Below are 24474 nucleotides of genomic sequence, written 5' to 3'. Positions count from 1 at the left end.
ACTGTGCGGCTTTTTTTATCTGCATGGCTTTGTCATTGCCCAAGGTTCAAGGAGGACACGCGTGGAGCACACAGCAGCGCACGCTCGCAATGAACAGGAGCTGCCGCAACCTGGCGCAATTGCCAAGGGCTCGCGGCTTTTTTATTTCGCCTGCAGCATTATTTTCGTAGCCTTCAACCTGCGCACTGCATACCCAAGCCTTGCGGCTGTGCTTGCCGATATATCAAGCAAATTGGGCCTGCCGCCTGCCGCCGCCAGTGCAATTACCACGCTGCCGGTACTCTGCCTGGGGTTGTTCGCGCCCGTGGCGCCCTGGCTTGCCCGCAAAATGGGCACAGAACGCACGATATTGGTATTGATGGCGGCGTTGTCCGTGGGACTATTGATACGTGGCGCTGGGAACGTCAGCGGCCTGGTGGTCGGTTCGATCGTTATCGGCAGTGCCATCGCCGTCATCAACGTATTGCTGCCTGGGCTTATCAAACGTGACTTCGCCAATATCACCGGGCTGATGGCCGGCCTCTACTCCATGGCGCTGTTGAGCGGTGCGGCGACTGCCGCAGGGTTCACCCTGGCGCTGCAAAGCACCTTGGGCGGTGGCTGGACAACGGCGTTGGCGCTGTGGTCAGTGCCCGCAGCGGCAGCCTGTGCCTGCTGGATTTTCCAACTGCCCAAGGGCAGGGCGCTGGCACCCAAGGCTGCGCCGCGCGTACTAGGGGTGTGGCGTTGCGCGCTAGCCTGGCAACTTACGCTGTTCATGGTGCTGCAGTCGATGTATTCGTTCACCGTGCTCGGCTGGTTGGCCCCGTTTCTGAATGGCCGGGGGATGACGCCGCTGCAGTCCAGCGTCGTCGTCTCCAGTTCGATCCTGCTGCAAATTGTCGCTTGCCTGCTCGGGCCGCTGATAGCCACACGCTTGCCGAATCAATCCTGGTTCAATGTGGTTGTGGTGGTGCTCACCACGGTCGGTTTCCTTGGATGCCTGTCCGCGCCGCTCGGCACTGTATGGCTATGGGCTGGGGTACAAGGCATCGGGCAGGGCGCCCTGACTTCCATCGCCATCACCATGATTGTGCTGCGCTCGGCAAATGCACAGGTCGCGGCAGAGCTTTCGAGCATGGTGCAAGGCGTCGGTTACGGCCTGGGCGCACTCGGGCCGCTGCTGGTCGGGGTACTTTACAGGCCGGCCATTGGCTATGCGCACATTGAGATATTTCTTAGCGTGGTAGGCGTAGCGATGCTGTATTTCGGGTATACCTCAGGTCGACACCGGCTCGTAGCCGCTCGCTAATAGCGCTATTTTGAAACTAACACCTAGTCATCGGGGCGCTGGGAACATGAAGCAATAGACGAAGCGGTACAGATCCGCTTGGCATATAATCCAGGAAAGATGGAGCTGCGCCGACACCGCTGAGGATTTCTTTCAGCCAGGTAATGGCATCCGTGCGCAGAGAGCCGACAGGCCGGACCGACGAGTGAGTGGGCGGCGAAATGCTCCAAGAGTGCGGGGGCTTCTTGATGGACGTACCGATCATAGTGTTTGCGGTGTGCAAACGGTACCTCGGCGCGATATCGGGCGCTGCGTAAAAGCATATTGTCGCTCTGGCTGACCCACAAAATGCTCGAAGAGGCCGATCCCATCCAGAACATGATTCGGTTCAACGAAGCGATTGACGAATCACTTGTAAAATCAATTACGGGGTATGGATCAGTTGTCACAGCGCACGCTGGAGTAACTTCCTGATCAATGATCTACTTGATCTGGCCCGTTGCAAGCTGGGAACAGGCATTCAGTTGACTTGCGGAAGGTGGAGTTGAACTCGATTTGCCGCGATATTGTTGCTGAGCTAAACACTGCGGTTTCGCAAGCGAAGATCTTTCTGAATAAACAGGTGCGAATCACCGGTCAATTCGACTCTGACCGCATATCTCAGTTGTTCACCAGCCTGATAAGTAATGCCCTGCTCTATGTTGATTCAACGGCCTCAATCAAGGTTACGGTGGGTAAGGTGTGGGATTCCACGGATCAGTGTTCGCAATTCGGGTGAGCCTGTCCCCCAGGCGCTATCATACATCTTCGAGCTGAAGCGGCGATACTCACACTATTCAGCCGAGAAAAGGGGATCTGTGGCGGGACTTGGTCCCGGACTATTCATTGTGTCGGGAAACGTCGCGAAAGATGGTGTCTGGATGGAGGTGGAGTTAACTGAAGAGGGGAACGACAGTCGAAGCGATTATACTCTCTTCATCCGGATTAGGCATTTATAACCTGGTGCTGCCACAGCTGCCACGGCATTTCCAGCTTCTTCGTAGGAGTAGTTTTGTGGGTTTTCCTGCCGACGGTCTAAATGAGAGCCGACAATCTCCTTGAGAGTTGAAATCTTACCACCCCGCGCTATGTTGTTAGACTAGAAAACTAAAATCGCAGGAGAGCGGCATGCGGATACGCGGTGAGGTTTTTTGGGCTTGGGCCGATCCAGCGCTTCATCACCGGAGTCATGACGAGGAGCTGAATGACGGTACCTCGATTGATGTCCAGGTCAGGCTTGCCCGAACTGGCCAGACGCAGATGTTCATTGGCGTGTATGCACACTGCGGGATGGCGCTTTATGAAGAGGTATTCTTATCTCGACCGGGCGAATCTATGACTCGGGCATTGGCTTGGGGAGTGGGGTGTGCAAGACGCCTTGCTGCCGATCAGAAATAAAATGTGAAGCATGTTGCATAGGCCTCCCGCGCCGCAGGTGGCCTTTACTCACGGACTTTAGCGACCACCATCTTCGTCGAATCCTGACTGCCTGCAGAGGATCCAGGCTATGTGAAAACACCTCGGGTACATCGAATAGGAAGAAATGTGGGCTTAGCGCTGATCGATCACACATATGCAGCTGAGCTATCCGGCCCCGCGGCAGCGGACCAAATAGTGTTGCCGTTGAACGAAAACTGACCCAGGTGTTCAACTGCTTCTGCTCACTTTAAGAGCAGGAAAGCTCCCGGTGATCAGTGAAATGATGGCGGGAAATTCGGCTGAAGCTGATGTACTTAATCGTGATCGGGCCCCGGTAGATAATCACATCTATGGCGCGTTTGGACGGGACTTTGAAACCGCTGATGGTCAGCGTCTCATGGTCGCTGCTATAACCGCATCACAGTGGCGCTCGCTCGTTGCATGCTGCGACCTTGAACTTCAGATTGTTCAGTTTGAGGCTCAGCATCGCCTTGATTTCAGTGATGAAATACAGCGCTATGAAGGAAGAAACGCTATCGTCGGCCTGCAGGAGCCCTGGTTCCGCAGTCGCTCATTAACAGTGTTGCAGAGCGGCTCGATCAGTTCCAAGTGTCATGGGGCAAGTATTCGAGTGTGAAGCAATTGCTCGATGACGATCCTCGCGTTGGGCTCCACAATCCTATATTCGAAACCCTCAACACTCAGGGCGTCGGTTGCCACATAAACGCTAAAATTGCAGCCAGATTTGAAGGGATTGCTCCAGGGCTTGGTTCGCCTGCTCCGTTGCTGGGTACTCATACCGATGAGGTACTGCACGATGTCCTAGGCCTGTCAGGAATCGAAATTGCGCGTCTGCATGATTCTGGTGTGATCGCCGGTGCGGACGCTGACCCATTAGCCCGAGCCTAAATCGCAGTAACCGTCTTCGCTTTGTTGGTCGCAAAGTAAGGGCCATTTTTTATTGGCCCTTTTTTTTACTTCGCACCTTTATCAGCCAGCTTGGTTCACTTGACGAGGCAGACGCAGGCGTAAGTGGAAGGTGCGATGTCCAGCAAGCGTCTAAGCCTCTCGCTGAAACTACCGAACGTGAAACCGAGTTCATCAACAAACGCGCTCACGATGGAGCCCACGAGCAAACGTGCTGAGGCATAGCCGAATGTATCGCGCCAAGCACTGCGGCGAGAGCAGGGGGCTTGCCTACCGCAGAGAATGAGTCCAGAATCAAGGCTATCTCTGTTTCAGGGATTGCTGAAAAGCCTTAATTTTCAACGGCTCGGAAGGCGGATGTGAGTCTCGTTTCCCGCTCCAAATTCGATCCCCAGTGCGTCGCTGGGATCACAAAAAAGAGGCCTAAGGGCCTCTTTTTTTTTGTGCCTGCGATTTGGCAGGTTACCTGCGTGCCGGCGACAGCGCCCGCCCAGGCGAAGAAGGCTTAACGGCCTAGCGCACGGTGCGCGGCTCGGTCGGCATCTGCATGCGGATTCCACGACACTTGGACACCCAGCCCACGATCATTTGGACGCTCATTCCACGCTCACTCGGACAGGCAGTCGGAGCGCAGCGACGCAGGTTTGAATTGTTAGTCTGAAGCCGCTGCCGCCGTCAATTTCGTTGCGCGCCTGCGCATCGATTCGCCCTTCAGTTCGATCCGATAAGCGTTTTGCACCAGCCGGTCGAGGATCGCATCGCCCAAGGTCGGATCGCCGATCAACGCATGCCATTTGTCCACCGGCATCTGGCTGGTGACCAGCGTCGAGCGGTTGCCGTAGCGGTCGTCCAGCAGTTCGAGCATGTCGCGACGTTGCGCTGCGGTAAACGGTGCCAAGCCCCAGTCGTCCAGGATCAGCAGGTCAGTCTTGGCGTATCCGGCCATCAATTTGGCGAAGCGACCGTCGCTGCGGGCAAGGCCCTGGCCCCAGGGCGACGCAATCCGGTGTGTACCCATGCTCATTCAGGCATCGGTCGCTGATCGGTCGGCACTGGCGCTGCCGGTGGAAACAGCCGTCGATTCAAAGGTAGCGTTTTCGCCACTTGAACACTGTGGTTGAAGTGATCTCTAACTGCTCACAGATGGCCTTGAGGTCACCCCTTCAGCGAGTAAAAGAAGTATCCGCGCCCGTTGCCCGAGGCTTCGCTCCAGCATCCTCCTGCGTAACCAATGTTGAAGCGTAATGGCGTCAGCAGGTTGCAGTTAAAAGGAAGCGATGGGTCGGGGCATCCGAGAAACCAGGCGAGGTATGAAGGCAGGCAGTATATCAATATTCGTTAGAAAATTAACTAACCGCTCACGACGCTAGTACATGTTTGCTATTTGCGGCTTTGGTTTGGGGTGGCGCTTTTGAGCTTGTAAGAATTTTCTGTTCTGGTGTGGCTTGGTGGAAATAACTTGCATTTTATGCATGTTGATCATTATTTCGTCTGTGGTTGTTTTTGTTGATCTGGGTCAATGCGTCGATGACGGTCGGGTTGCTCTTATTAAATGCATCAATATTGGCGCTCTGGTGTGCTGCTTCGAACATTTGTTGTCATCTTAGGTATGTCTTGTAGGACGCTTCCTTATTTTAGAAAGGGGGTGGCGCGGCGCGAAAATATGCGCCATGGTTATCGGGGAGGCACTTCCGGGTAGCGCTTCCGCCCAAGCAGTCGTACGCAATGGTTCGACTGGTCTTAATTGATTTTGTTGGGGGTTCGGTGGCGCTCATTTGGGCGTTGGTTCTCGCTAGGAATCCCGGTTCGCAGGAGGTGGTATGGCTTCAAATAGCTTTCAGAATGAAGTGCCGAAGGCACGTGTCAATATCAAGCTTGATCTGCATACAGGTGGCGCCCAGCGCAAGGTGGAACTTCCCCTTAAACTCATTCTGATGGGAGACTACAGCAACGGGAAGGAAAAGCGCCAACTGTCAGAGCGGCCGAAGGTAAATATCAACAAGAATAATTTTGACAGCGTGCTGTCCGATCTCTCTCCGAGTCTCAAGGTCATTGTTGACGATACGCTGTCGGGCGAGGGTGGGGAAACACCGGTCGAACTGAGCTTTCAGCGCATGAAGGACTTCGAGCCAGAACAGGTTGCTCTGCAGATTCCTCAGTTGCGTGCACTATTGGCGATGCGAAATTTGCTGCGCGAATTGAAGGCCAATCTTCTGGATAACGCAACGTTCCGTGCTGAATTGGAGCGGATACTTAAAGATGAAGCACTGAGTGACGAGTTGCGTAAGGAACTTGCTGCCCTTGCACCGCCAAGCGAGCGCTAGAAAACCATCATCTCGACAGACTGGAATCTAATATATGTCCGAAGATCAATCTTCTGCGCAATCGCGTGGCGCCACCGTGCAGGTGGAAGAAAACCAGAGCGTCTATCACGCGCTGTTTGAAAGAATAAACCTTGAGCCGCTTGAACAGATGGGTGGCATTGAGGTGTTCCAAAGTATCGATGCGTTGTCAGAAGCGACAGCTAATGAGCGCGTTACTGCTTCGGTGAGCGTTTTTCTGGACCGTCTCAAACAAGTCTCTCCGAAGGTGGAAAGGCTCGACAGGGCTCTACTGGATGAGCACATCGCCTCGATTGACGCTCAGATCAGCAGCCAGCTGGACGCGGTCATGCATCACCCGGATTTTCAACGGGTCGAATCAATCTGGCGCGGCGCGAAGTCGTTGATTGACCAAACGGATTTCCGTCAAAACGTCCGAATTGAGCTGCTCGATATCAGTAAGGAGCATCTGGCGCAGGACTTTGAAGACGCGCCGGAGATCGCGCAAAGCGGTTTGTATCTGCATACCTATACCCAGGAATACGATACGCCTGGTGGTGAGCCTATCGCGGCGGCAGTTTCGAATTATGAGTTTGGGCGAGGGGCGCAAGATATCGCATTGTTGCGCAATGTTTCGAAAGTGGCGGCTGCATCCCATATGCCGTTTTTGTACTCGGTTGGTCCGGCCTTCTTCGGAAAAAACACCATGGAGGAAGTGTCCGCGATCAAGGATATCGGTAACTACATGGATCGTGCGGAGTATATTAAGTGGCACGGCTTCAGGCAAACTGACGATGCTCGTTATGCGGGCGGGATAACACCCCGCACATTAGGGCGCTTGCCTTATGGGCCTGATACGAACCCTGTGCGATCTTTCAACTATGTGGAGCGAGTCAAGGGGCCGGATCACAGCAAGTATTTATGGGTAAGCTCGACATTCGCGTTCGCGGCGAACATGGTTAAGAGCTTTATTGCCAATGGATGGTGCGTGCAGATTCGAGGGCCACAGTCGGGTGGCGCGGTTACCGACCTGCCGATTCATTTGTACGACATGGGGACGGGTAGTCAAGTCAAGATCCCCTCGGAAGTTATGATTCCGGAGACCCGAGAGTTTGAATTTGCCAATTTGGGCTTGATTCCGCTCTCGTATTACAAGAATCGTGACTACGCATGTTTCTTCTCGGCCAACTCAGCGCACAAGCCGGCAATCTATGACACGGCGGAGGCCACGGCAAATAGTCGTATCAATTCGAGGTTGCCCTATGTGTTCCTGCTTTCTCGCATTGCACATTATTTGAAAGTTATCCAGCGGGAGAATATCGGTACAACTAAAGACCGTCGCCTGTTGGAGTTGGAGCTCAATAGATGGGTCAGTGGCCTGGTCACCGAGATGACCGATCCGGGAGATGACTTGCAAGCTTCCCACCCGCTGAGAGAGGCAAAAGTGGTTGTCGAGGACATTGATGACAACCCGGGCTTCTTCAGGGTCAAGTTGTTCGCTGTGCCGCATTTCCAGGTTGAAGGTATGGACATCAACCTCTCATTGGTTTCGCAGATGCCCAAAGCAAAATCTTGATTGCGGTCGCAGGAGTGTATGTCGTGAAAATCGACCGGCCTTTATGGGCGTCCGGAGTGGTGTTGTCTGCGCAGCAGTTTCAACAGCAGGCCCGCTTTGAATCGTGGACCAACCAGAGTATTGCCTCACTGGGCTTGGTCCACCCTTGGGGCATCCGAAGTGTGGCGTTTGATGCAGATGCGCTGAGGTTGGGTAAGCTGATGGCCACTCGGCTTCAGTTGTGCCTACCAGACGGTACTTTGATCGACACCGATCGGCTGGATCGACTACCCAGAGCCCTGGAACTCTCTCGGGTATTGCCCGGAGATATCCAGACGGCAACGGTTGTGATCGCTTTGCCACTGGAACAGGCCAATGGTAACAACTGCCTGTTTGAGGGTGGCAGCGCTGAGCGGCCCGTCAGATATCACCAGGTATGGCGTGATACCAAGGATCTCTACACCAGTGAAATACAGTCAATCAGCGTGCTCGAACATGCGCTGAGCTTGCGTCTGGCTGATGACGATAATGCGGATTATCTGACCTGCCCGGTGGGTCGTTTGCTGCGTGATGGCAAGGATGGGTGGGCCATTGATGATACCTACATCCCGCCGTTGCTGAAGTTTGATGCTCATGCTGGGTTGTTGCTTCAACTCGACAACCTGCTCACCCAGCTGTCCGCCAAGCGTGAGCGTTTGATGGGAATGCGCCGGGAGAGCAACCAGCGAATGGCGGATTTCGCTGTTGCAGATGTCACGTTGTTCTGGTTGCTCAACGCACTGAACACCTATCAGCCGGTGTTGGCAGACCTAAAAGCGCAGCCTGCTCGCCATCCGGAGCAGGTATATCAACAGTTGGTGAAGCTTGCAGGTGGCCTGCTGACCTTCTCGTTAGACCAGCACATAGAGGACATACCCGCCTACCAGCACGCGGACCTTGAGGCGGTTTTCCCGCCCTTGATGCGTACCCTATCCACATTGCTGGAGGCGAGCCTGCCGTCCCGCGTGCTGGCGCTGATCCTGGAGGCGCGTAGCGCAAACCGCTGGCAGGTTTCTCTGAGCGATCCACGTCTGCTTGAGCCTGAAGGTGCTGACTTCTATTTGTCGGTCCGTTGCCGGCTGCCAGCCGTACAAGTTCAAAGCCAATTCCCAAGGCTGTGCAAGATCGGTTCCCCCGATGATGTGGACCATCTCGTCAATGCGGCACTCGATGGCGTTCCACTGAAACCTTTGAGCCATGTGCCCGCCGCGATACCGCTGCGGCTGGAGAATCAGTACTTCGCGCTCGACCTCAGCCATGCCAAGGGCCGCGCCATGCTGGCTGATGGGGTCTGTGCCCTCTATGTCCCGAGTGTGTTTCAGGATGTCCAGCTCGAATTGTTCGCGGTGCTTCGCTCATGAGTCGCGCGATGCAGAAGCACAGCGCAGCCAAGGTGGACATCGACGCGTTGCTGCAGGACACCTATCTGTTGGTTGTCGAGTTGCGACACGGTACCGATGCGCACAGTAGTCCGCAGCTGTGGTCAAGGTGCGTGGCTGATGTCGAGCATGTACGAGCCATGCTTCAGCAGGAGGGTCTGGACCGCCGCAGCGTCGATCTGATCAGTCATGCGCAGTGTGCGCTTCTGGACGAAACAGTACTTGCCCGCGCCGAAGGCAGTGCCCATGAGGATTGGGCGATGGAGACCTTACAGGCAAGGTTTTTCAGCAGCCATCAGGCGGGGGAGTCGCTCTACGAAGATATGCGCTCTGCGCTGCAGGAAGCCTCTGTGCACCCTTGCGTACTCATAGTATTTCATCGAGTCCTGATGCTTGGATTCCTGGGGCGCTACCGAGAAGCAAACCACCCGGAGCGGCAGCAGTTGTTGACTGCCATCTCCGCGCAAGTGCCGCCTCTGGATACAAGTCAGTCGCTGGTCGTCCAGTTAGGCAGTGGCCCACGGATGCCGATGTGGGGTTGGGTGCGGTCTCCTCTGCTTCACATCGTGATGGCAGCGGCTCTGTTGGTAGGTGCTTGGTGGGGGCTTGATCACGCGTTAGGTGAGGCAGTGGCCTCGCTCTTGCCGGTGCAGGAATGAGCGCAATGGCGCAGGTACACAAACAGGGGCTTTGGCTATGGGCCGGTGCGCTGTCCTGGTTGTTGATTGCCACGTTGCCGCTGGCTGTAGAGGTTCAAGCCATCGCTACTCTGGTAGTCACTGCCTTGCTGGTGTTGGGTTGGCGCCGGACTCAGCGCGCTGCCAAGAAACGTACACCATTGCAGTGGGGCAGCGGTGTCCGCCTGCCTGCTGGCTCGTATCGTCATCCTATCGTTCTAGCGGTCGGCGATTGCTTGGCTGAGCTGTTTGAGGCCGCGTCTGCTGAGCAGTTGGTGCCACGGGTAACAGCGGAGGGGTGTTATGTGCCAGTGCCCGATCTCTTGAAGTTGTGCGCAACCGTGGCCGATCTGCTGCTGGAGCGGCCAGAGTGGGACGGGCAGCTCAGTGTCATGTGGCTCGTCAATCCCAGTGCCCATACTGACGGCGCAGTGCTTGCGAACCAGATACAAAGCTTGTGCCACCAGGTTGCGATATTGCGCAAGCGAGGTAGACCGCTTCCGCTGCTGATTGTGGGCTACTTCCCTAGCGCAGTTGGGGTGTCGCCCTGGTTCAGCTGGGAAACTGAAGCATCAAGTGTGCGAGCGCGTGAGGCGGGTGAGTGCCTGACGCTGTCCGAATGGGAGCGCAGGGGCACAGAACCTGAGAACCAGGCTGATCGATTACGAACCACGGTGCAGTTGAGCGCTGCCGTGGGTTGGCTGAATCAAGCGTGCTTGCCGGAAATTGGCAAACGTAATTCCCGCGAGGGGATCGTAACAGCGGTCGCCGTTGCGGTTGCATTTTGCCCCAAGTCTGAGGGCGCGCGTGATGGCAACCTCTGGCACCGTTGGCTACAGGAGCGGACTGGCCTTTCCTTCGCAGGTAGTGGGTCTAAACATACAAACGCGTCGTTACCCTTTCCTGATGCACTGCTCCATGTGTTGCCTGGCAGTACTCCACACAGTCGGCGAAGCAAGGCTGTGGTGATTGGAATCTGGTTGTTCGTACTGACGGCTTGCGTTGCGCTGATTAGTTCGGCGAGGCAGAACACGCTCTTGATCCGTCAGGTCACCGATGATTTGCGACGCTACAGCACGGCTTCGCTGAGCCCCGATTCGGACAAAGTATCGCAACGCCAGGAGGCACTGATGGTGCTTCGCCAGGATGCGCAGCGCCTGGATCACTACTACCGCCAGGGGGAGCCGTGGTCACTCGGTATCGGGCTGTATCAAGGCGAAAGATTACGGCCTTCACTGCTGGCTGCGATCAGCGGCTATCGTATTCCGGCGATGCCCCAAGGCGTGCCTGACAAGCCACGCACGGTTCGCCTGGACAGCTTGTCACTGTTCAACAGTGGCAGCGCGCAGTTGAAGCCAGAGTCGACCAAATTCTTGGTGAATGCGTTTGCGGGCATCAAGGCCCAGCCAGGTTGGTTGATTGTGATCACTGGCCATACGGATGCGACGGGCAGTGACGAACAGAACCTGCGCTTGTCGCGAGCACGCGCCGCAGCAGTTCACGACTGGATTCAACACATGGGTGACATACCCAACAACTGCTTCGCAGTGCAAGGCTTGGGGGCGAGTGAGCCCGTTGCAAGCAATGACACGGAACAAGGACGGTCGACCAATCGCCGAGTTGAAATTCGCCTGGTGCCGGAGGCGGGGGCTTGTCAGTCCTCGACTACTGCTTCGGGACTGCAACCCCTGTCGCACTCCGCGACTCCCAACGCTTGAAATGAGGAACTTCTAAATGGCTATTCCTGTTTATCTGTGGCTGAAAGACGATGGCGGAGCCGATATCAAAGGCTCGGTGGATGTAAAGGGTCGTGAGGGTAGTGTTGAAGTGGTCGGTCAAGATCATGACCTGTATATCCCCACCGATAACAATACCGGCAAATTAACCGGTACGCGCATCCATACGCCTTTTGTTTTCACCAAGGAAATAGACGCGTCCTCTCCTTATCTCTACAAGGCCGTGACCACGGGGCAGACGCTGAAAGAAGCAGAATTCAAGTGGTACAAAATCAATGATGCCGGGCAAGAGGTGGAGTATTTCAACACCAAATTGGAAAACGTCAAGGTCGTGAAAGTTGCACCAAAAATGCACGACGTCAAAGACCCAGCGAAAGAAAAGCACAATCACTTGGAATTGGTCGAGCTGCGCTACGAAAAGATCACCTGGGCATTCAAGGATGGGAACATCATCCATTCGGACTCTTGGAATGAACGCCCTAGCGCCGCTGCGGCAGGGTAAATCCTGATTGTCAGCCCTGGCTGGTTGACAGCCTCCAGTGTCTTGGGTTGAGCGTCCGTGCGCGGGCGTTCAGCCAAATACACCTCAGATATTCAGACGCGCTCGCACTTGCGGCGACATGCTGATCATTGACGACAAGGATGCCCTGTATGGCACACGATCCTGCACGTTTGCTTCGCCGGCTCAACTCATATTGTACCCAGGCACTCACGGCAGCGGCATCTTTATGCCAGACACGTGGGCACAGTCATATCACTGTTGAACATTGGCTGTTGAAATTGTTTGAACAAGGTGAGGGCGATCTCGTGGTCATCGCCCGCCGATATGAGTGGGATATAGATGCCATCTGGCAGGGACTGCTTGACCACTTCAATACATTGCCGCGCAGCGTTCTCGGCAAACCTCAGTTGAGCAGTGAGGTGCAGCAGCTGATCACCAATGCCTGGTTGTTGGCATCGTTGGATCGTGACTGTGGACAATTGCGGTCCATTCACTTGCTGTGGGCGCTATTTGAAGCGCCAAACTTGCTTAAGTGTTCAGCCGCTTGGCCTCTGTTGAGCATCGGTCCTACGCAATCGGAGCAAGTGAAAACGCTGCTTGAATTCGATTCGGAAGAACGTCAATCAGAGCAGAATTCATTGTTTAAGCCAGAAGTGCCAGAAGAGGCTAAGGCTGTGGTCGGCACAGGAGGTGATTCGGCACTGCTCGCTATCTTGGATCAGTTCAGCCATGACGTTACTGCAAAGGCTGCAGCAGGGCAGATTGACCCGGTGTTCGGCCGTGACGATGAAATCCGCCAGGTGATCGATGTACTGAGCCGTCGGCGCAAGAACAACCCCATTCTGGTAGGCGACCCGGGTGTCGGAAAAACCGCACTGGTCGAGGGGCTGGCTTTACGCATCGCCAGCGGCGATGTGCCCGATAGCTTGAAACCCGTGTGTATCCGTACGCTGGACCTGGGGTTGCTCCAGGCGGGCGCAGGGGTCAAAGGCGAGTTCGAGCAACGGCTGAAGAACGTAATTGAGGCCGTCCAGCGGTCAGAGACGCCGGTGCTGCTGTTCATCGATGAAGCGCACACCTTGATCGGTGCTGGCAATCAGGCAGGGGGCGCAGATGCGGCGAATCTGCTGAAACCGGCTCTGGCGCGTGGCGAGCTGCGCACCATCGCTGCCACCACTTGGAGTGAATACAAGCAGTACTTCGAGCGCGATGCGGCGTTAGAGCGTCGCTTCCAGATGATCAAGGTCGATGAGCCGGATGATGCCAATGCTTGTGTGATGCTGCGAGGGCTCAAAGCGCGTTATGCCAGCTACCACGGCGTGCATGTTCAAGACGCTGCGGTGCAGGCGGCGGTCAGCTTGTCTCGCCGCTTTTTGACCGGGCGCCGTTTACCGGACAAAGCTGTGGATCTGATTGATACCGCCTGCGCGCGTGTTCGCATGAGCTTGGACTGCGAACCTCAGGCCTTGGTCCAGCTGAAGTCGCAGAAAATGGCCTTCACGGCAGAGAGGGTGGTGCTGGAAGAGGACGCGCAGCTTACCGGTATTACGGATGAATCTCGCTTGGCGAAGATCACTACCCAGCTGGTGCAGCTGGAGAGTCAGCAAGCCGCGTTGGAGCTGCAGTACCAACAAGAACTCGACCTCACCCACCAGCTGCTCAATGCTCGCCAGGGCGAGCAGGTTGATACAACTGTCTGCGCTCAGCTGCAAGAACACCTCAGCTACGTGCAGGGGAGTCGGCCACTGCTGTCCCTCGATGTGTGCGCACGCAGTGTGGCTGAGGTGATCGCAGACTGGACGGGCGTGCCTCTCGGTAGTCTGCTGAAAGACGAACACGCCAGCTTGTTGAACCTGGAAGATCAGTTGGCCGAGCGTGTTGTTGGCCAAGACCCGGCGCTGGTTGCTCTTGCCCAACGGTTGCGCGCCGCCCGAACGGGCCTCACTGACGACAAGGCATCGATGGTTGTCTTCCTGCTGGTCGGTACCAGTGGCATCGGCAAGACGGAGACGGCGCATGCACTGGCCCACAGTCTGTTCGGTGGCGAGAAATCCTTGATCACCCTCAACATGTCGGAGTATCAAGAGGCGCACACCGTCAGCCAACTCAAGGGTTCGCCGCCGGGTTATGTGGGTTACGGCCAGGGTGGCGTACTCACCGAAGCCGTTCGCCAGCGCCCTTATAGCGTGGTGTTGCTGGACGAAGTCGAAAAGGCCCACCGTGATGTGCTCAACCTGTTCTATCAGGTGTTCGACCGCGGCTTCATGCGTGATGGAGAAGGAAGGGAGATCGATTTTCGCAACACGGTCATCCTCATGACTTCGAACCTGGGAAGCGATCTGCTGCAAGGTAGTATCGAGCGGCAGCCAGGCATTGAGGAAGCGGCACTGCATGAGATATTGCGTCCCGTGTTACGCGAGCACTTCCATGCTGCACTGTTGGCTCGTTTCCAGACATTGATCTTCCGCCCATTGGGGCCCGATGCACTCAAGCGCATTGTCGCCATCAAACTCGATCAAGTGGCCAAGCGCTTGCTGCGTCATTACGGCCTGCAATGTGAGGTTGATGACTCGCTCTACGAAGCGCTGGTCGCCGCCTGCCTTTTGCCCGATACCGGCGCTCGCAATATCGATAGCTTGCTCAATCAACAGATCCTGCCGGTGCTCAGCCAGCAGTTGCTGCAGCGCCAAGCCCTCGGCCAGCCAACACAAGCCGTGACGCTCGGGTACTGCGAAGACGCTGGTATCAGTTTGAGCTTTGCAGATGAACACCACGCAGCCGCGGTGGCTGCCGAGGGGGTTTGATCATGACGAAGCCAATAATGGGTTTCACCCATAACCACTACCAGCTTGAAGTCGACCAGCTTGCTGTTGAGCTTGATGTACTGTCGTTCAAAGGTGAAGAGTGGCTGAGCAAACCGTTCAAGTACACCGTGGTATTCACTTCCCCGGAGCAGGATATCGAGGCTGCGCAGATCCTCGGGAAGGATGCCAGCTTCTATCTGGGCAAGTCTCAACCCACCGTCCAGCTCTCAATGATTAACGCTGCTTCACGTACGCTGCATGGCGTGATCACCGGTTTCAAGCGTGTCTCCGGCTCCCGGGATGAAGCCCGCTACCAAGTCACACTCGAAGCGCACCTGGCATTGCTCGGGCGTGGCAAGCAGTACCGGATCTACCAGCATCAGTCGGTGCCGGAAATCGTTGAAAGTGTTCTCCGTAGTCGCCACCAGTTCGAAGGGCAGCACTTCTTGTTTGACCTGGCGCGCGAGTATCCCAAGCGTGAACAGGTCATGCAGTACGGTGAGAGCGATCTGGCCTTCATCAGCCGCCTGCTGGCGGAGGTCGGCATCTGGTATCGCTTCACCCACGATGATCGCCTTTCCCTCGATGTGGTCGAGTTTCACGACCATCAACGCCACTACCAGTTTGGACTCACGCTGCCGCATCGCCCGCTGTCGGGTTTGACCAGCAATGGGCAGGAGGGCGTATGGGCGCTCCAAGTTGAGCATCAGGTGGTGGAGCAGCACATCAATGTGCGGGCTTATCACCACCGGGACGCGGCCGCCTTCCTGGATGGTGAGGTTGATCACAGCCGAGGTGCCACCACCACCTATGGCGAAGGCTATCACTACGGCGAACCCTATACCGCGCTGGGTGACGCCATTGACCAGGATGAGGACCTGCTCAGCGAAAGTGGCTATTTCTATGCGCGCCTGAATCATGAACGCTTTCTCAACGACCAGACGCGTTGCAATGGCGTTAGCAGCAGCGTGACGCTTGCCCCAGGGCAAGTGCTGACGGTCTCTGACGGGGCGCCACAGGTGTTCGAGCCTGGGGTGGTCATTACACATTTGACCGTCGAGGCAGCACGCGACCGGAGCTTGGAGGCCAAGTTCGACGCGATTCCCTACTCGGAGGCGATAGGCTTTCGGCCAAAATTGCTGGGCAAGCCACAGATTGCCGGTACGGTGCCGGCGCGGGTCACCAGTACGCAAAAGAACGATCCTTATGGCCATATCGATATGGAGGGCCGCTACCGGGTCAATTTCCTGTTTGACCGGGACACCTGGCGTGCAGGCGAGGAGAGTGTCTGGCTACGACTGGCACGGCCTTACGCGGGTGACACCCATGGCCTGCACTTGCCGTTGATCTGCGGTACCGAAGTGGCGGTGGCGTTTGAGCAAGGCGATCCGGACCGCCCCTACATCGCTTATGCCTTGCACGACAGTGAACATCCCGACCACGTGACGCTGCGCAACTACAAACGCAATGTGCTGCGGACTCCGGCCAACAACAAGTTCCGGCTGGACGATACGCGTGGACAGGAGCACATCAAGCTCAGTACCGAGCACAGCGGCAAGAGCCAGCTCAATCTGGGGCATGTGGTTGACGCTGAGCGCAAACCCCGAGGGGCGGGGGCAGAACTACGCACCGATGGGCATGTCGCCATGCGCGGTGGCAGCGGCATCTTCATCAGTGCTGATACGCAGCCAGGGGCCAAGGGGCACATGCTCGAAATGGCTGCTGTCCTGGAGCGCCTGGATCAGGCCAAAGAGCAGTTGGAAGGGCTTTCGGATGACGCTCAGGCGTGCAAGGCGGAGCCTGCGGATGTCCAGGCCCAGCTGGACCTGCTTAAGCAAGATCTGGAACAGCTCAAATCCTCGGTCCTGATACTGAGCGCCCCTCAGGGGATCTCGCTAACCAGTGGCGGCCATCTTCAGCTGGCAGCGCAAAAGAACCTGATGCTCAACGCCGGTGGTGAGGCCGATGTCAGCGTGGTCAAGCGGTTGTTTGTTGGGATAGGACAGGGGCTGAGTGTGTTTGTGCGCAAATTGGGCATCAAGCTCATTGCCAACCAAGGGCCAGTCAGTATCCAGGCGCAGAACGACGCATTGTCGCTAATTGCACGGCATGGTCTGGAAATTTGTAGTACTGAAGATGAGATCCGGATCACGGCGAAGAAGAAGATTACACTCAATGCGGGTGGGAGTTATATCGCGATAGATGCGTGCAGTATTGAGTCTGGGACGGAAGGCGATTGCCTAATCAAGGCTGCAAGCTTCGAATATTTAGAAGAGCCTGCAAAGAAGATGATAGATGTTCCGTCCATGCCTCCTTTGGCGAATCATGATCCAGAATCGCTAAATACCACTGTATTTTCAGGTTAGGAAAGGTGGGGGGATGCCTTATGTCTGAAGGTTTACTTAAATGGTTCAGTGATTGGTTCGGAAAAGATGCCGAGCCAGAAACAGATGCTGCCGTTCGTCCAGTCGCTGAAGAAGTACCGAATAACTCGGTGTCTTCTCGTGGCGTGGCAGTGACCGATGACGCTCAGGATATGCCGAGAGTGAATGTTAGCTGGCTTCTTGTGCAAAATTGGAGTCATCCATTTAAGCAAAAAGGGTATGTCAATATCTTGCACCAACTCACGCAGTTGGCGAATGCGAGAGCTGGGTATTTCCCGTTGGGGGGTAGCGGGCTATGGCATGGCGGAATTCACTTTGATAGTTGCACAGGGAGTGTTCTTGATCAAGGTAGCGTGTCATGCATAGCAGATGGTGAGGTGGTGGCTTACCTAATAGATATGGAAGCGTCAGAGACAGAATACGTAGTTAACAAAGCTGCCAAAAAGTGCCAGTTCTCTCGCAATTTTGTACTTGTCCGCCATCGGATGGAAGCGCCAGAAATTGACGGTAGCAAAGAATCCCCTCCCTCACTAATTTTCTATAGTCTGTACATGCATTTGCAGGATGGATCGAGCTATCGTGATAGCTCCAACCTTGATCGTCCAGCATTCTGGCAGGACAAGGGGGATTATATTGTCTCTCCGTCTGCGAAGGATAGAAGCAAAAAAGACTCGACCGTGCTGGGCGCGAACGTGCGACATCAAGTGAGCAAGGGGATTGTAATAGATCACCTGCCTCAAGGTAGTCGCATACTGATCAGTGGAGAAGGTGATTATCGCAAGTTGGAAAATACCTCTGGTCCCGCCGGGCTGTTGGATGACAGTGGCTTGCGAGGTTATGTTCGATTCGATCAGTTGGATCCCCTTGAGGATGGTTTTCGTGCAAAAGACCAGCTAATAGTATATTCGCAGGCAGATGGTAAGGGTGATCGGGAGAGCCTGAGGCTACCGAAGGACACGCAAATTAAGATTAGTGGTGAAGGCTCGCTGCGCAAGTTGGAGAGCGTTGCGCAGTATGTGTATTTTGGTTCTTTAAGGAGTCTTCTGGAGCCCTGTGCGTATAATGAAATAGTGGTGCTTGAGAAGCCGTTTCCTATAAAGGCAGGGGGCTTGATTGGGCATGTGGGTAAATACCAAGACTGTTCAGCGGCTGAGCCGGAGGCAAGGCTGCATTTAGAGGTACTTACTGCAGAGGATGTGAAAACGTTCATTGATAGCTGTCGTAAATGGAGCAAGGGTCTATCGCCGGATCTAAGAAACTGGCTGAAGTTTAAAAAGGGCACGGTGGTTGTAGCGCACCGAGAAGGCTTCAGTAAAAGCAATCCACCTGCCGAGGTCTCAGAACATTCGATAAGTGACGCCGATCTGCTACTTCCCAAAGCCTCGCTGGATGGGTTGCCTCCAGTGCATAAGATTACTGTGCCCGCCACAGAGGGACGTAATGCCTGTAACTGGTACTACCTTGAAGATGTACTCAATGACGCATCAAACAAGATGCTGAAGGGTTGGGTAAAGGAAGAGATAGGCGTCACACCCTGGGTAAGTGCGTGGGAATGGGACGGGTATGAAGTCATTACAGATTACACAACTCCTGCGGAACTGATGGCTGCGTCGTTCCGGTCAGAAAAGCGTCTTACGGAGGAGCAGTTTAAGCAATATGGGCCAATAGCAGATGAAGGCGACAAATCGAAAGTAAAGGTTCGCTTGCGTCAACTGATTGATCGAGACGGTGATGGGAAGGTCACTGCGAATGAACTGCGGTCGGCACTTCAAACGCCTTCAGGTGCCCAAAAGCTCTCGAAGCTGGTGGTCAATTACGAAAGTGAATGGTACTACGCGGCGCACAAGTCGGATGCTTTAGATGAGATATTTGGGCATTCGGGCTCGACTCCAAATGTCAATTGGTTGGCAGAGAAAGAGCGAATTAAACAATCAAGTTGGTGGCCTGAAGTGGCCGCGAAATTGTGGCTTCCTGCGGATGGCCGGGTCTATCATTTTAACCCTATGGGCCTGTTGGTGAATCTCGGATTGGTCGATGATAATGATCTGAGATGGTTAAGCGTTCCTCATGGGCAATTCACCTTCGATGTGGAAGGTAATGATATTCCAGGTCATAGGCATTTTAGCCGAGTTGTACACTGGCCTGGAGGAGAATCTGGAATAACTATTGGTCGAGGTTATGATCTCGGGCAGCGAGCTAATCCTGCGAAGGATTTGGTTGGTGCTGGGATTGGGGAGCCTCTACTTTCGTGGTTGCTAAATGCCAGCGGCCTTACTGGTGGTAAGGCTCAAGCTTATTACAGCAGAGCCCCTTCGATGGTGAGGGCGCACGTAATTACCCGAAAGCAGCAGTATGAGTTATTTATCAATATCTATGAGTTTATGAGAGGTGAGGTTTTTAGAATTTCTCGACAGGTAAAAAATGTTGAGGAGTTCGGTGAATTAAAGTGGGAGTTGGTTGATCCTAGAATTCAGAATATTATGATAGATCTTGTGTATAGAGGGGATTATGTTATTGAAACCAGAAGGTTCATTCAGAAGCCGTTTGTTGAGAATGACTTAGAGTCTGTGCGGTCTGCTCTTAAGGATAGAAGTAATTGGACTCGACGAAATGTGCCGGGTGAGAGGTTTCGCCAAAGAGTTGAGTATATTAAATGAAGATTTTTTCAGCGATGGCGTTTATTTTTTTATTTGTGTCAGATGCGCTTGGGACTGGCGGCTTTGACTGCAGCCGGTTGCTCATGGCAGGGACAGGGCGCGCTGGTGGGCAATTGGTTCGTTACGTAGTAACTAGTCAAGATGCGTGTCTTGCCATTCATAATCTTGTCCCGGGAGGTAAAGGGCGGATTGCTGCTGAGTCGCGAATTTGTGATCTGAATGGTAAGGATTTTAATTCGGACTTTGCTGATGTTGATTTTAAGCGGGGCTACTTTGCGGATGGTAGGCTGTTTTTTGAAATTGGCATTACTCCACTGAACCCAATTGGGGAGAAGATTGTGAATTGCGAGGTGAAATTCGTACGGGGTGTGGCTGATCACTTGTCCTGTGAGGGAGAATTTATTGACTAAGGAGCTTCCCCTTTTCTTTTTAGGTGCAGCAGTAGGCACCCCGGAATTTTGTTTAGATTCAAGGAGTTTTGATGAGGGGAGTGATGCGAGTTGGCGACAGAACAATCGAGGGTGGAACCGTGCTTGCTGGTTCTAGTTCAATGCGCTTTGGCGGTACTCACGTAGCTCGTGAAGGGGATCCCGTCAGTTGCCCTGTTCCTGGCCATGGACGCACTGTAATCGCAGAAGGGCATTCCGCTTTCAGAGATAACGGTGTGCCAGTTGCCTTTGACGGACACCGTTGTGCGTGCGGGTGCGTTCTAATGTTAAAATTTACAGTATTTTCAGGATGAATGTTCTCTGAGATATGGAGTGATGCGTCATGGCTGAGCGTAGCTTGAAGTGGTTGACTGATATGTTTGGAGGGGGACTCGATGAATCTAAGACGGAGAAGTCTGTAGGTCCGATCTATCCGACGCCTGATGGAAAACCAATCAGCTCATCCGCAGCCGATGTCAGTACGCTCCAACCCGTAAAGAATTGGAGCTATCCCTTCAAACAGAAAAATAAAGCCAGTGTGATAGATCAGCTTACCCAACTGGCGAATTCGACAGCGGGCTATTACCCGCTGGGAGCTGGCGGGCTGTGGCATGGAGGTGTTCACTTTGACAGTGGCACTGCGGGTGTGCTTGATCAGTCCAGCGTTGTTTGCATAGCAGATGGTGAGGTGGTGGCTTACCGTACTGATATGAACTCCGTCGTGACGAGTTACGTTGAAAACAAAAAGCCGGCGCCTAAGCCCTTTTCTCGAAATTTTGTATTGGTTCGTCATCGGCTGGAAGCACCTAAGCTTCAGGGAAGCAATGATACTCCGCCATCCTTGATTATCTATAGTCTTTACATGCACTTGCAGGATGGGGCGGTCTATCAGAGTACGCCTACGATAGCGCGCCCGCAGTTTTGGGAAAAGAAGGATGACTACATTGTTCCGATGACCGCGAAGGATGCAGATCCGAATCTGTCGGCAAGGCTAGGGCTTAACGTGCGCAACCAAGAGAAAAGAGGGATCGTCATTGATCTGCTGCCGCAAGGATCACGAGTAAGGGTCAGTGGGGAAGGAGCGTATCGCAGGCTGCAAGATACGATGGGGCCCGCGCGATTATTGGATGCAGGCGGGTCAATGCTCGGGTATGTTCGCTTCGATCAGTTGGAGCCGGTCGAAGGGGGAGAGTACCGTACAAAGGCTGGGCTAACTATTCATGATGAAATTAATTCCAAACCTAGCCTCCGCAAACCTGGCCTGCCCAAAGGTACGCAGGTAAAAATCAGTGGCGAGGGTGAATTTCGCAAATTGGAGCGTGTGGTGCAGTTTGTTCATTTCGACTCGCTGCAGGCTTTGCCTGTGCCTAGAGCGCACGGTGTAATATGTGTTCTTGATAAGCCATTACCTATTAAGGCAGGCGCATTGATAGGCCATATCGGCCAGTACCAAGATTATTCTGCAATTCAGCCCGAGCGAAAACTGCACTTGGAAGTTTTTAGTGATCGCGACGTGGGGCGCTTTATTGCTCAGTGTCGAATCTGGGAAAAGGGGCTTCCGGCAAAAGACAAGACTTTGCTTAAGCTGGCAAAGGGCACGGTCGTGGTGGTGCACAAGCACCACTTCGGAGAGATGCTCCCGCCGACTCAAAACGACGAAAGTCAACTAAATGGTGCCGATTTATTCGTCCCCAGGTCTTTGCTGGATGGGTTGCCCTCTACGCATAAAATTGCAATATCCGAGGCTGGTGAGCGTGAAGCCTGCAATTGGTATCGCCTTGAAGGTTTGCTGAGTAATGAGAAAAACCAGCTTCTGGACGGATGGGTGAGAGTGGAGAAGGGGGGCGAGCAATGGACGAGTCCGTGGGCTTGGGAGGGCTATGAGGTCATTACCGATTACACCTCTCCGCCAGAATTCATGGCTGCTTCTTTACGCTCACTCAAGCGTCTGACAGACGAGCAAATAAGGCGATATGGCCCTGTGGCGGATGCTGGTGATAAGGGGCCTATCAAGGAGCGGTTATTTAATTTCATTGATGGTGATGGTGATGGTGATAAAAAGATCACAGCGGAGGAATTGCGGGCAGTAATTCGAATTCCTGCGCACGCTCAGGCGCTTTCACGCTTGATCATCTATTGCGAAAGCGAATGGCATTACAGACCGCAAAAGTGGGATATTCTGGATGAGATTCTTGGGCACACGGGCTCGACTCCTCATATCAATTGGCTTGCAGAAAAGCAGCGGATAGAACAGCTGAGTTGGTGGGGCGATGTGGCGGAGAAGGCCGGGTTGCCAAGTAACGGGCAGGTTTATCATCTGCATTCAGTTGGTCTGGTGGGGCTGTTTGAGACTCAATCGAGTTGTATAACTCTAGACGAGGCTATCGAGTTGGCGCTTTTGGTAAGCGGTGGTTATGAGGGGCGCCGCTCGTTGGACTACCATGCGTTAGCAGACGATTTTGATGGCCAGGGTACTTCGTTTGGACTCATACAGTGGAACTTCGGGCAAGGTACTCTGGGGGCTCTGCTTTTGAAAATGCTTAGAAGGAACGCTCCGGTCTTCTCTGGATGTTTTCCTTTAAATATGGATTACGCCTCTCTAGAAGCGGCGCTTGTTAATAAAAATACGGCTGCTCAACTTTCATGGGCTAGAGGAGTCCTTCGTACGAACAGGGTAGGGTGGAGGCAGGCGTTCCAAGCGATTGGAGATGTCGAGGAGTTCCAGAAGATTCAGTTGAGTGAAGCGGCCGCGTATCACTCTAATGTTGTCAAATGTATCAGGCACATGAGGGGGGTTGCGCCGTCGGCTATGGAGCGTGTGGGTGTGGTTACTTATGTTGCGCTATACGATCTCTGCGTGCAGCAGGGCGGATTTGAAAAAGGAGCGACTATTCGCAATATCCAAGAGGAAGTTATTTCTGCGAAAAGCATAGATCAAGGCGCCTTGCTGGAAATATGCGTCCGTGAAAGAGCTAAAACAGCATCAAGTCGATGGATGGCTGACAGCTTGAGTCGCAGAATGGGAATTATAGAGGGAGAGCCCTATCTTGCGGTCCTTGGAGGTCGATCTGTTCGCCGAGAAAATCCAAACGTTCATCTTCTATCAAAAGTGAGAGACTTTCATGTCTGTGATATTTAGGAGAGGGGCTATACTTTGTTTGTCTGCTTTTGGGCTGGCTTTGGCGGTAGAGGGTGCTTTGGGTGCATCTGCTGAGGTGGTTGAAAAAAATTACTGCAATGATTCTGGTGAATGCAGCAGGGCTGTTGATGGGGCTGCAGAAATTCTTAAGTGGTGTGAGGCCTCCAGTGCAACGATAGCCTGGAATTACAAAAGAAAAGGTGCTTATTTGGTTTCGTGCGACTGTGAGTGCACGTCGCATGATAATGTGGGTTGGATTGTAGATAGAGATACTGGGGCTGGTAAGAAAGTTGTTCAGAAGCTACAGGTTGGTAAGCAGTCTACCATCGAAAGTGTTCGAAGGTCATCTGGATGGGTTTCAGATGGATTTTCCGCATATCCCTATTGTAGTGCTGTAAATGGCAAAAAACTGAGTAACAGTATGTTTGTGACTCTGCTAAAAGAACCTGCTGGTAGTGATGTGTCTCCATATTGTTTTTATCCGGCTTACATAGTGCTTGGTGAAAGTGGGCTTGAAGTGAAGACCGATAGGGCAGACGATGGATTCGGTGCGTCGCTTATTATTGATGACTCTGGTTTGGCAGAAGTTTCGGCGGTCTTGAGAGCTGTAAGTAATGTTGGTGACTAGTGGTTTAATCGGCGTTTTTTTGTGTGGGGGCTGGCTTTAGGGGGTAGGTGGTTCGCAGGACATATGTAAGGGGCAGACCAGTGAGGCGGGTGCGATGAGGGGTTTATTCGCGTTGGCGACAAGACGACACGGGGCAATACTGTTTTTCAGGTTCCATCACCATGCAGTTCGGCGTTATGAGGTTGGTATGAAAGGAATAATTCGAGTGGGCGACAGGACTACAGGAGGTGGAACCGTGCTTGCTGGTTCTAGTTCAATGCGCTTTGGCGGTATTTACGTGGCTGGCGAAGGAGATCCCGTCAGTTGCCCTATTCCTGGCCACAGACGCACCGTGATCGCAGAAGGGCATTCCGCTTTCAGAGATAACGGTGTGCCAGTTGCGTTTGACGGACACCGTTGCGCGTGCGGGTGCGTTTTGATTTCGTCTATGCCTAGCGGTGGTGCGAGATAGCCCATGGCAGTGGAGCTTGATCGCATACCTGCTCAGGCTGATCGGCCGAGTAGCCCCAGGCTATGGCTCTGGCTGTGTTTGCTTCCGCTTTTCCTGCTTTTCGGATGCGCTGTTGTAGC

At 54.0% G+C, this 24474-nt stretch carries 17 protein-coding genes and 2 pseudogenes; 17 read left to right on the top strand and 2 right to left on the bottom strand.

All coding sequences use genetic code 11. The features are described from left to right. Positions 1-61 precede the first annotated feature (61 nt). From JET17_RS16560 to JET17_RS16555, 3 genes are all read left to right on the top strand, one after another. Positions 62-1291 carry a CynX/NimT family MFS transporter gene (locus JET17_RS16560; protein WP_012315109.1) on the top strand — a complete coding sequence of 410 codons (1230 nt, stop codon included), beginning with the start codon at positions 62-64 and terminating at the stop codon, positions 1289-1291. A gap of 1146 nt (positions 1292-2437) precedes the next feature. Continuing rightward, the gene (locus tag JET17_RS27320; RefSeq protein ID WP_012315107.1) at positions 2438-2707 is read left to right on the top strand and encodes a hypothetical protein; all 270 of its coding nucleotides are present in this window, start codon (positions 2438-2440) and stop codon (positions 2705-2707) included. Positions 2708-2996: 289 nt separating this feature from the next. Then, a complete protein-coding gene (locus tag JET17_RS16555) occupies positions 2997-3365 on the top strand; it encodes a hypothetical protein (protein WP_023047552.1) in 369 nt (122 codons plus the stop codon). 942 nt (positions 3366-4307) lie between these two features. Here the strand turns inward: JET17_RS16555 and JET17_RS16550 are convergent. Both JET17_RS16550 and JET17_RS27315 read right to left on the bottom strand, forming a co-directional pair. After that, a pseudogene (locus JET17_RS16550) lies at positions 4308-4637 on the bottom strand (ATP-binding protein); the annotation flags it as partial. 103 nt (positions 4638-4740) lie between these two features. Continuing rightward, a pseudogene (locus JET17_RS27315) lies at positions 4741-4919 on the bottom strand (helix-turn-helix domain-containing protein); the annotation flags it as partial. Between the two features lie 556 nt (positions 4920-5475). Here JET17_RS27315 and tssB point away from each other — a divergent pair. From tssB to JET17_RS16480, 14 genes are all read left to right on the top strand, one after another. Next, the gene (gene tssB, locus JET17_RS16545; RefSeq protein ID WP_012315105.1) at positions 5476-5979 is read left to right on the top strand and encodes a type VI secretion system contractile sheath small subunit; all 504 of its coding nucleotides are present in this window, start codon (positions 5476-5478) and stop codon (positions 5977-5979) included. A 34-nt stretch (positions 5980-6013) separates the two neighbouring features. After that, positions 6014-7552, top strand: a complete 1539-nt coding sequence (tssC, locus tag JET17_RS16540) for a type VI secretion system contractile sheath large subunit (protein ID WP_012315104.1) — start codon at positions 6014-6016, stop codon at positions 7550-7552. A gap of 23 nt (positions 7553-7575) precedes the next feature. Further along, on the top strand, positions 7576-8931 hold the full coding sequence (tssK, locus tag JET17_RS16535; protein ID WP_012315103.1) for a type VI secretion system baseplate subunit TssK: 1356 nt from the start codon (positions 7576-7578) through the stop codon (positions 8929-8931). Positions 8932-8939: 8 nt separating this feature from the next. Beyond that, positions 8940-9608, top strand: a complete 669-nt coding sequence (gene tssL / locus JET17_RS16530) for a type VI secretion system protein TssL, short form (RefSeq protein WP_012315102.1) — start codon at positions 8940-8942, stop codon at positions 9606-9608. 5 nt (positions 9609-9613) lie between these two features. Further along, entirely contained in the window at positions 9614-11344 is a 1731-nt protein-coding gene (locus tag JET17_RS16525; RefSeq protein ID WP_012315101.1) for an OmpA family protein, read from the top strand. Between the two features lie 16 nt (positions 11345-11360). After that, on the top strand, positions 11361-11864 hold the full coding sequence (locus tag JET17_RS16520) for an Hcp family type VI secretion system effector (RefSeq protein ID WP_012315100.1): 504 nt from the start codon (positions 11361-11363) through the stop codon (positions 11862-11864). Between the two features lie 149 nt (positions 11865-12013). After that, entirely contained in the window at positions 12014-14668 is a 2655-nt protein-coding gene (gene tssH, locus JET17_RS16515; protein ID WP_012315099.1) for a type VI secretion system ATPase TssH, read from the top strand. 17 nt (positions 14669-14685) lie between these two features. Then, positions 14686-17034, top strand: a complete 2349-nt coding sequence (locus JET17_RS16510) for a type VI secretion system Vgr family protein (protein ID WP_233100407.1) — start codon at positions 14686-14688, stop codon at positions 17032-17034. Positions 17035-17054: 20 nt separating this feature from the next. Then, positions 17055-19709, top strand: coding sequence for a hypothetical protein (locus JET17_RS16505; protein WP_150105130.1), 2655 nt, complete (start codon positions 17055-17057; stop codon positions 19707-19709). Next, complete coding sequence (locus JET17_RS16500; RefSeq protein ID WP_042111560.1) at positions 19706-20119, top strand: hypothetical protein; 414 nt, start codon at positions 19706-19708, stop codon at positions 20117-20119. Before JET17_RS16505 ends, JET17_RS16500 begins: the two co-directional genes overlap by 4 nt. Before the next feature lie 71 nt (positions 20120-20190). Continuing rightward, positions 20191-20451, top strand: coding sequence for a PAAR domain-containing protein (locus JET17_RS16495; RefSeq protein WP_012315096.1), 261 nt, complete (start codon positions 20191-20193; stop codon positions 20449-20451). 29 nt (positions 20452-20480) lie between these two features. Beyond that, positions 20481-23276, top strand: coding sequence for an EF-hand domain-containing protein (locus JET17_RS16490; RefSeq protein ID WP_012315095.1), 2796 nt, complete (start codon positions 20481-20483; stop codon positions 23274-23276). Then, positions 23260-23904: a hypothetical protein gene (locus tag JET17_RS16485; RefSeq protein ID WP_012315094.1), complete on the top strand. Its 645-nt coding sequence runs from the start codon at positions 23260-23262 to the stop codon at positions 23902-23904. The genes JET17_RS16490 and JET17_RS16485 overlap by 17 nt, the downstream gene beginning before the upstream one ends. Positions 23905-23998: 94 nt before the next feature. Further along, positions 23999-24355: a PAAR domain-containing protein gene (locus JET17_RS16480; RefSeq protein ID WP_332875537.1), complete on the top strand. Its 357-nt coding sequence runs from the start codon at positions 23999-24001 to the stop codon at positions 24353-24355. The last annotated feature ends 119 nt before the right edge of the window (positions 24356-24474 follow it).

Source organism: Pseudomonas putida, assembly GCF_016406145.1.
GTDB classification, from domain to species: Bacteria; Pseudomonadota; Gammaproteobacteria; order Pseudomonadales; family Pseudomonadaceae; genus Aquipseudomonas; species Aquipseudomonas putida_E.
Note: the sequence above shows the minus strand (reverse complement) of the source record. Positions and strands in the feature narration are given on the sequence as shown.

Coding starts and splice junctions, on each gene's coding strand:
- tssH (WP_012315099.1), top strand. CDS start 12,014: ATGGCACACGATCCTGCACGTTTGCTTCGCCGGCTCAACTCATATTGT.
- tssB (WP_012315105.1), top strand. CDS start 5,476: ATGGCTTCAAATAGCTTTCAGAATGAAGTGCCGAAGGCACGTGTCAAT.
- JET17_RS16525 (WP_012315101.1), top strand. CDS start 9,614: ATGGCGCAGGTACACAAACAGGGGCTTTGGCTATGGGCCGGTGCGCTG.
- JET17_RS16495 (WP_012315096.1), top strand. CDS start 20,191: ATGAGGGGAGTGATGCGAGTTGGCGACAGAACAATCGAGGGTGGAACC.
- JET17_RS16510 (WP_233100407.1), top strand. CDS start 14,686: ATGGGTTTCACCCATAACCACTACCAGCTTGAAGTCGACCAGCTTGCT.
- JET17_RS16480 (WP_332875537.1), top strand. CDS start 23,999: ATGAGGGGTTTATTCGCGTTGGCGACAAGACGACACGGGGCAATACTG.
- JET17_RS16505 (WP_150105130.1), top strand. CDS start 17,055: ATGTCTGAAGGTTTACTTAAATGGTTCAGTGATTGGTTCGGAAAAGAT.
- JET17_RS16520 (WP_012315100.1), top strand. CDS start 11,361: ATGGCTATTCCTGTTTATCTGTGGCTGAAAGACGATGGCGGAGCCGAT.
- JET17_RS16500 (WP_042111560.1), top strand. CDS start 19,706: ATGAAGATTTTTTCAGCGATGGCGTTTATTTTTTTATTTGTGTCAGAT.
- tssL (WP_012315102.1), top strand. CDS start 8,940: ATGCAGAAGCACAGCGCAGCCAAGGTGGACATCGACGCGTTGCTGCAG.
- JET17_RS16490 (WP_012315095.1), top strand. CDS start 20,481: ATGGCTGAGCGTAGCTTGAAGTGGTTGACTGATATGTTTGGAGGGGGA.
- JET17_RS16485 (WP_012315094.1), top strand. CDS start 23,260: ATGTCTGTGATATTTAGGAGAGGGGCTATACTTTGTTTGTCTGCTTTT.
- tssC (WP_012315104.1), top strand. CDS start 6,014: ATGTCCGAAGATCAATCTTCTGCGCAATCGCGTGGCGCCACCGTGCAG.
- JET17_RS27320 (WP_012315107.1), top strand. CDS start 2,438: ATGCGGATACGCGGTGAGGTTTTTTGGGCTTGGGCCGATCCAGCGCTT.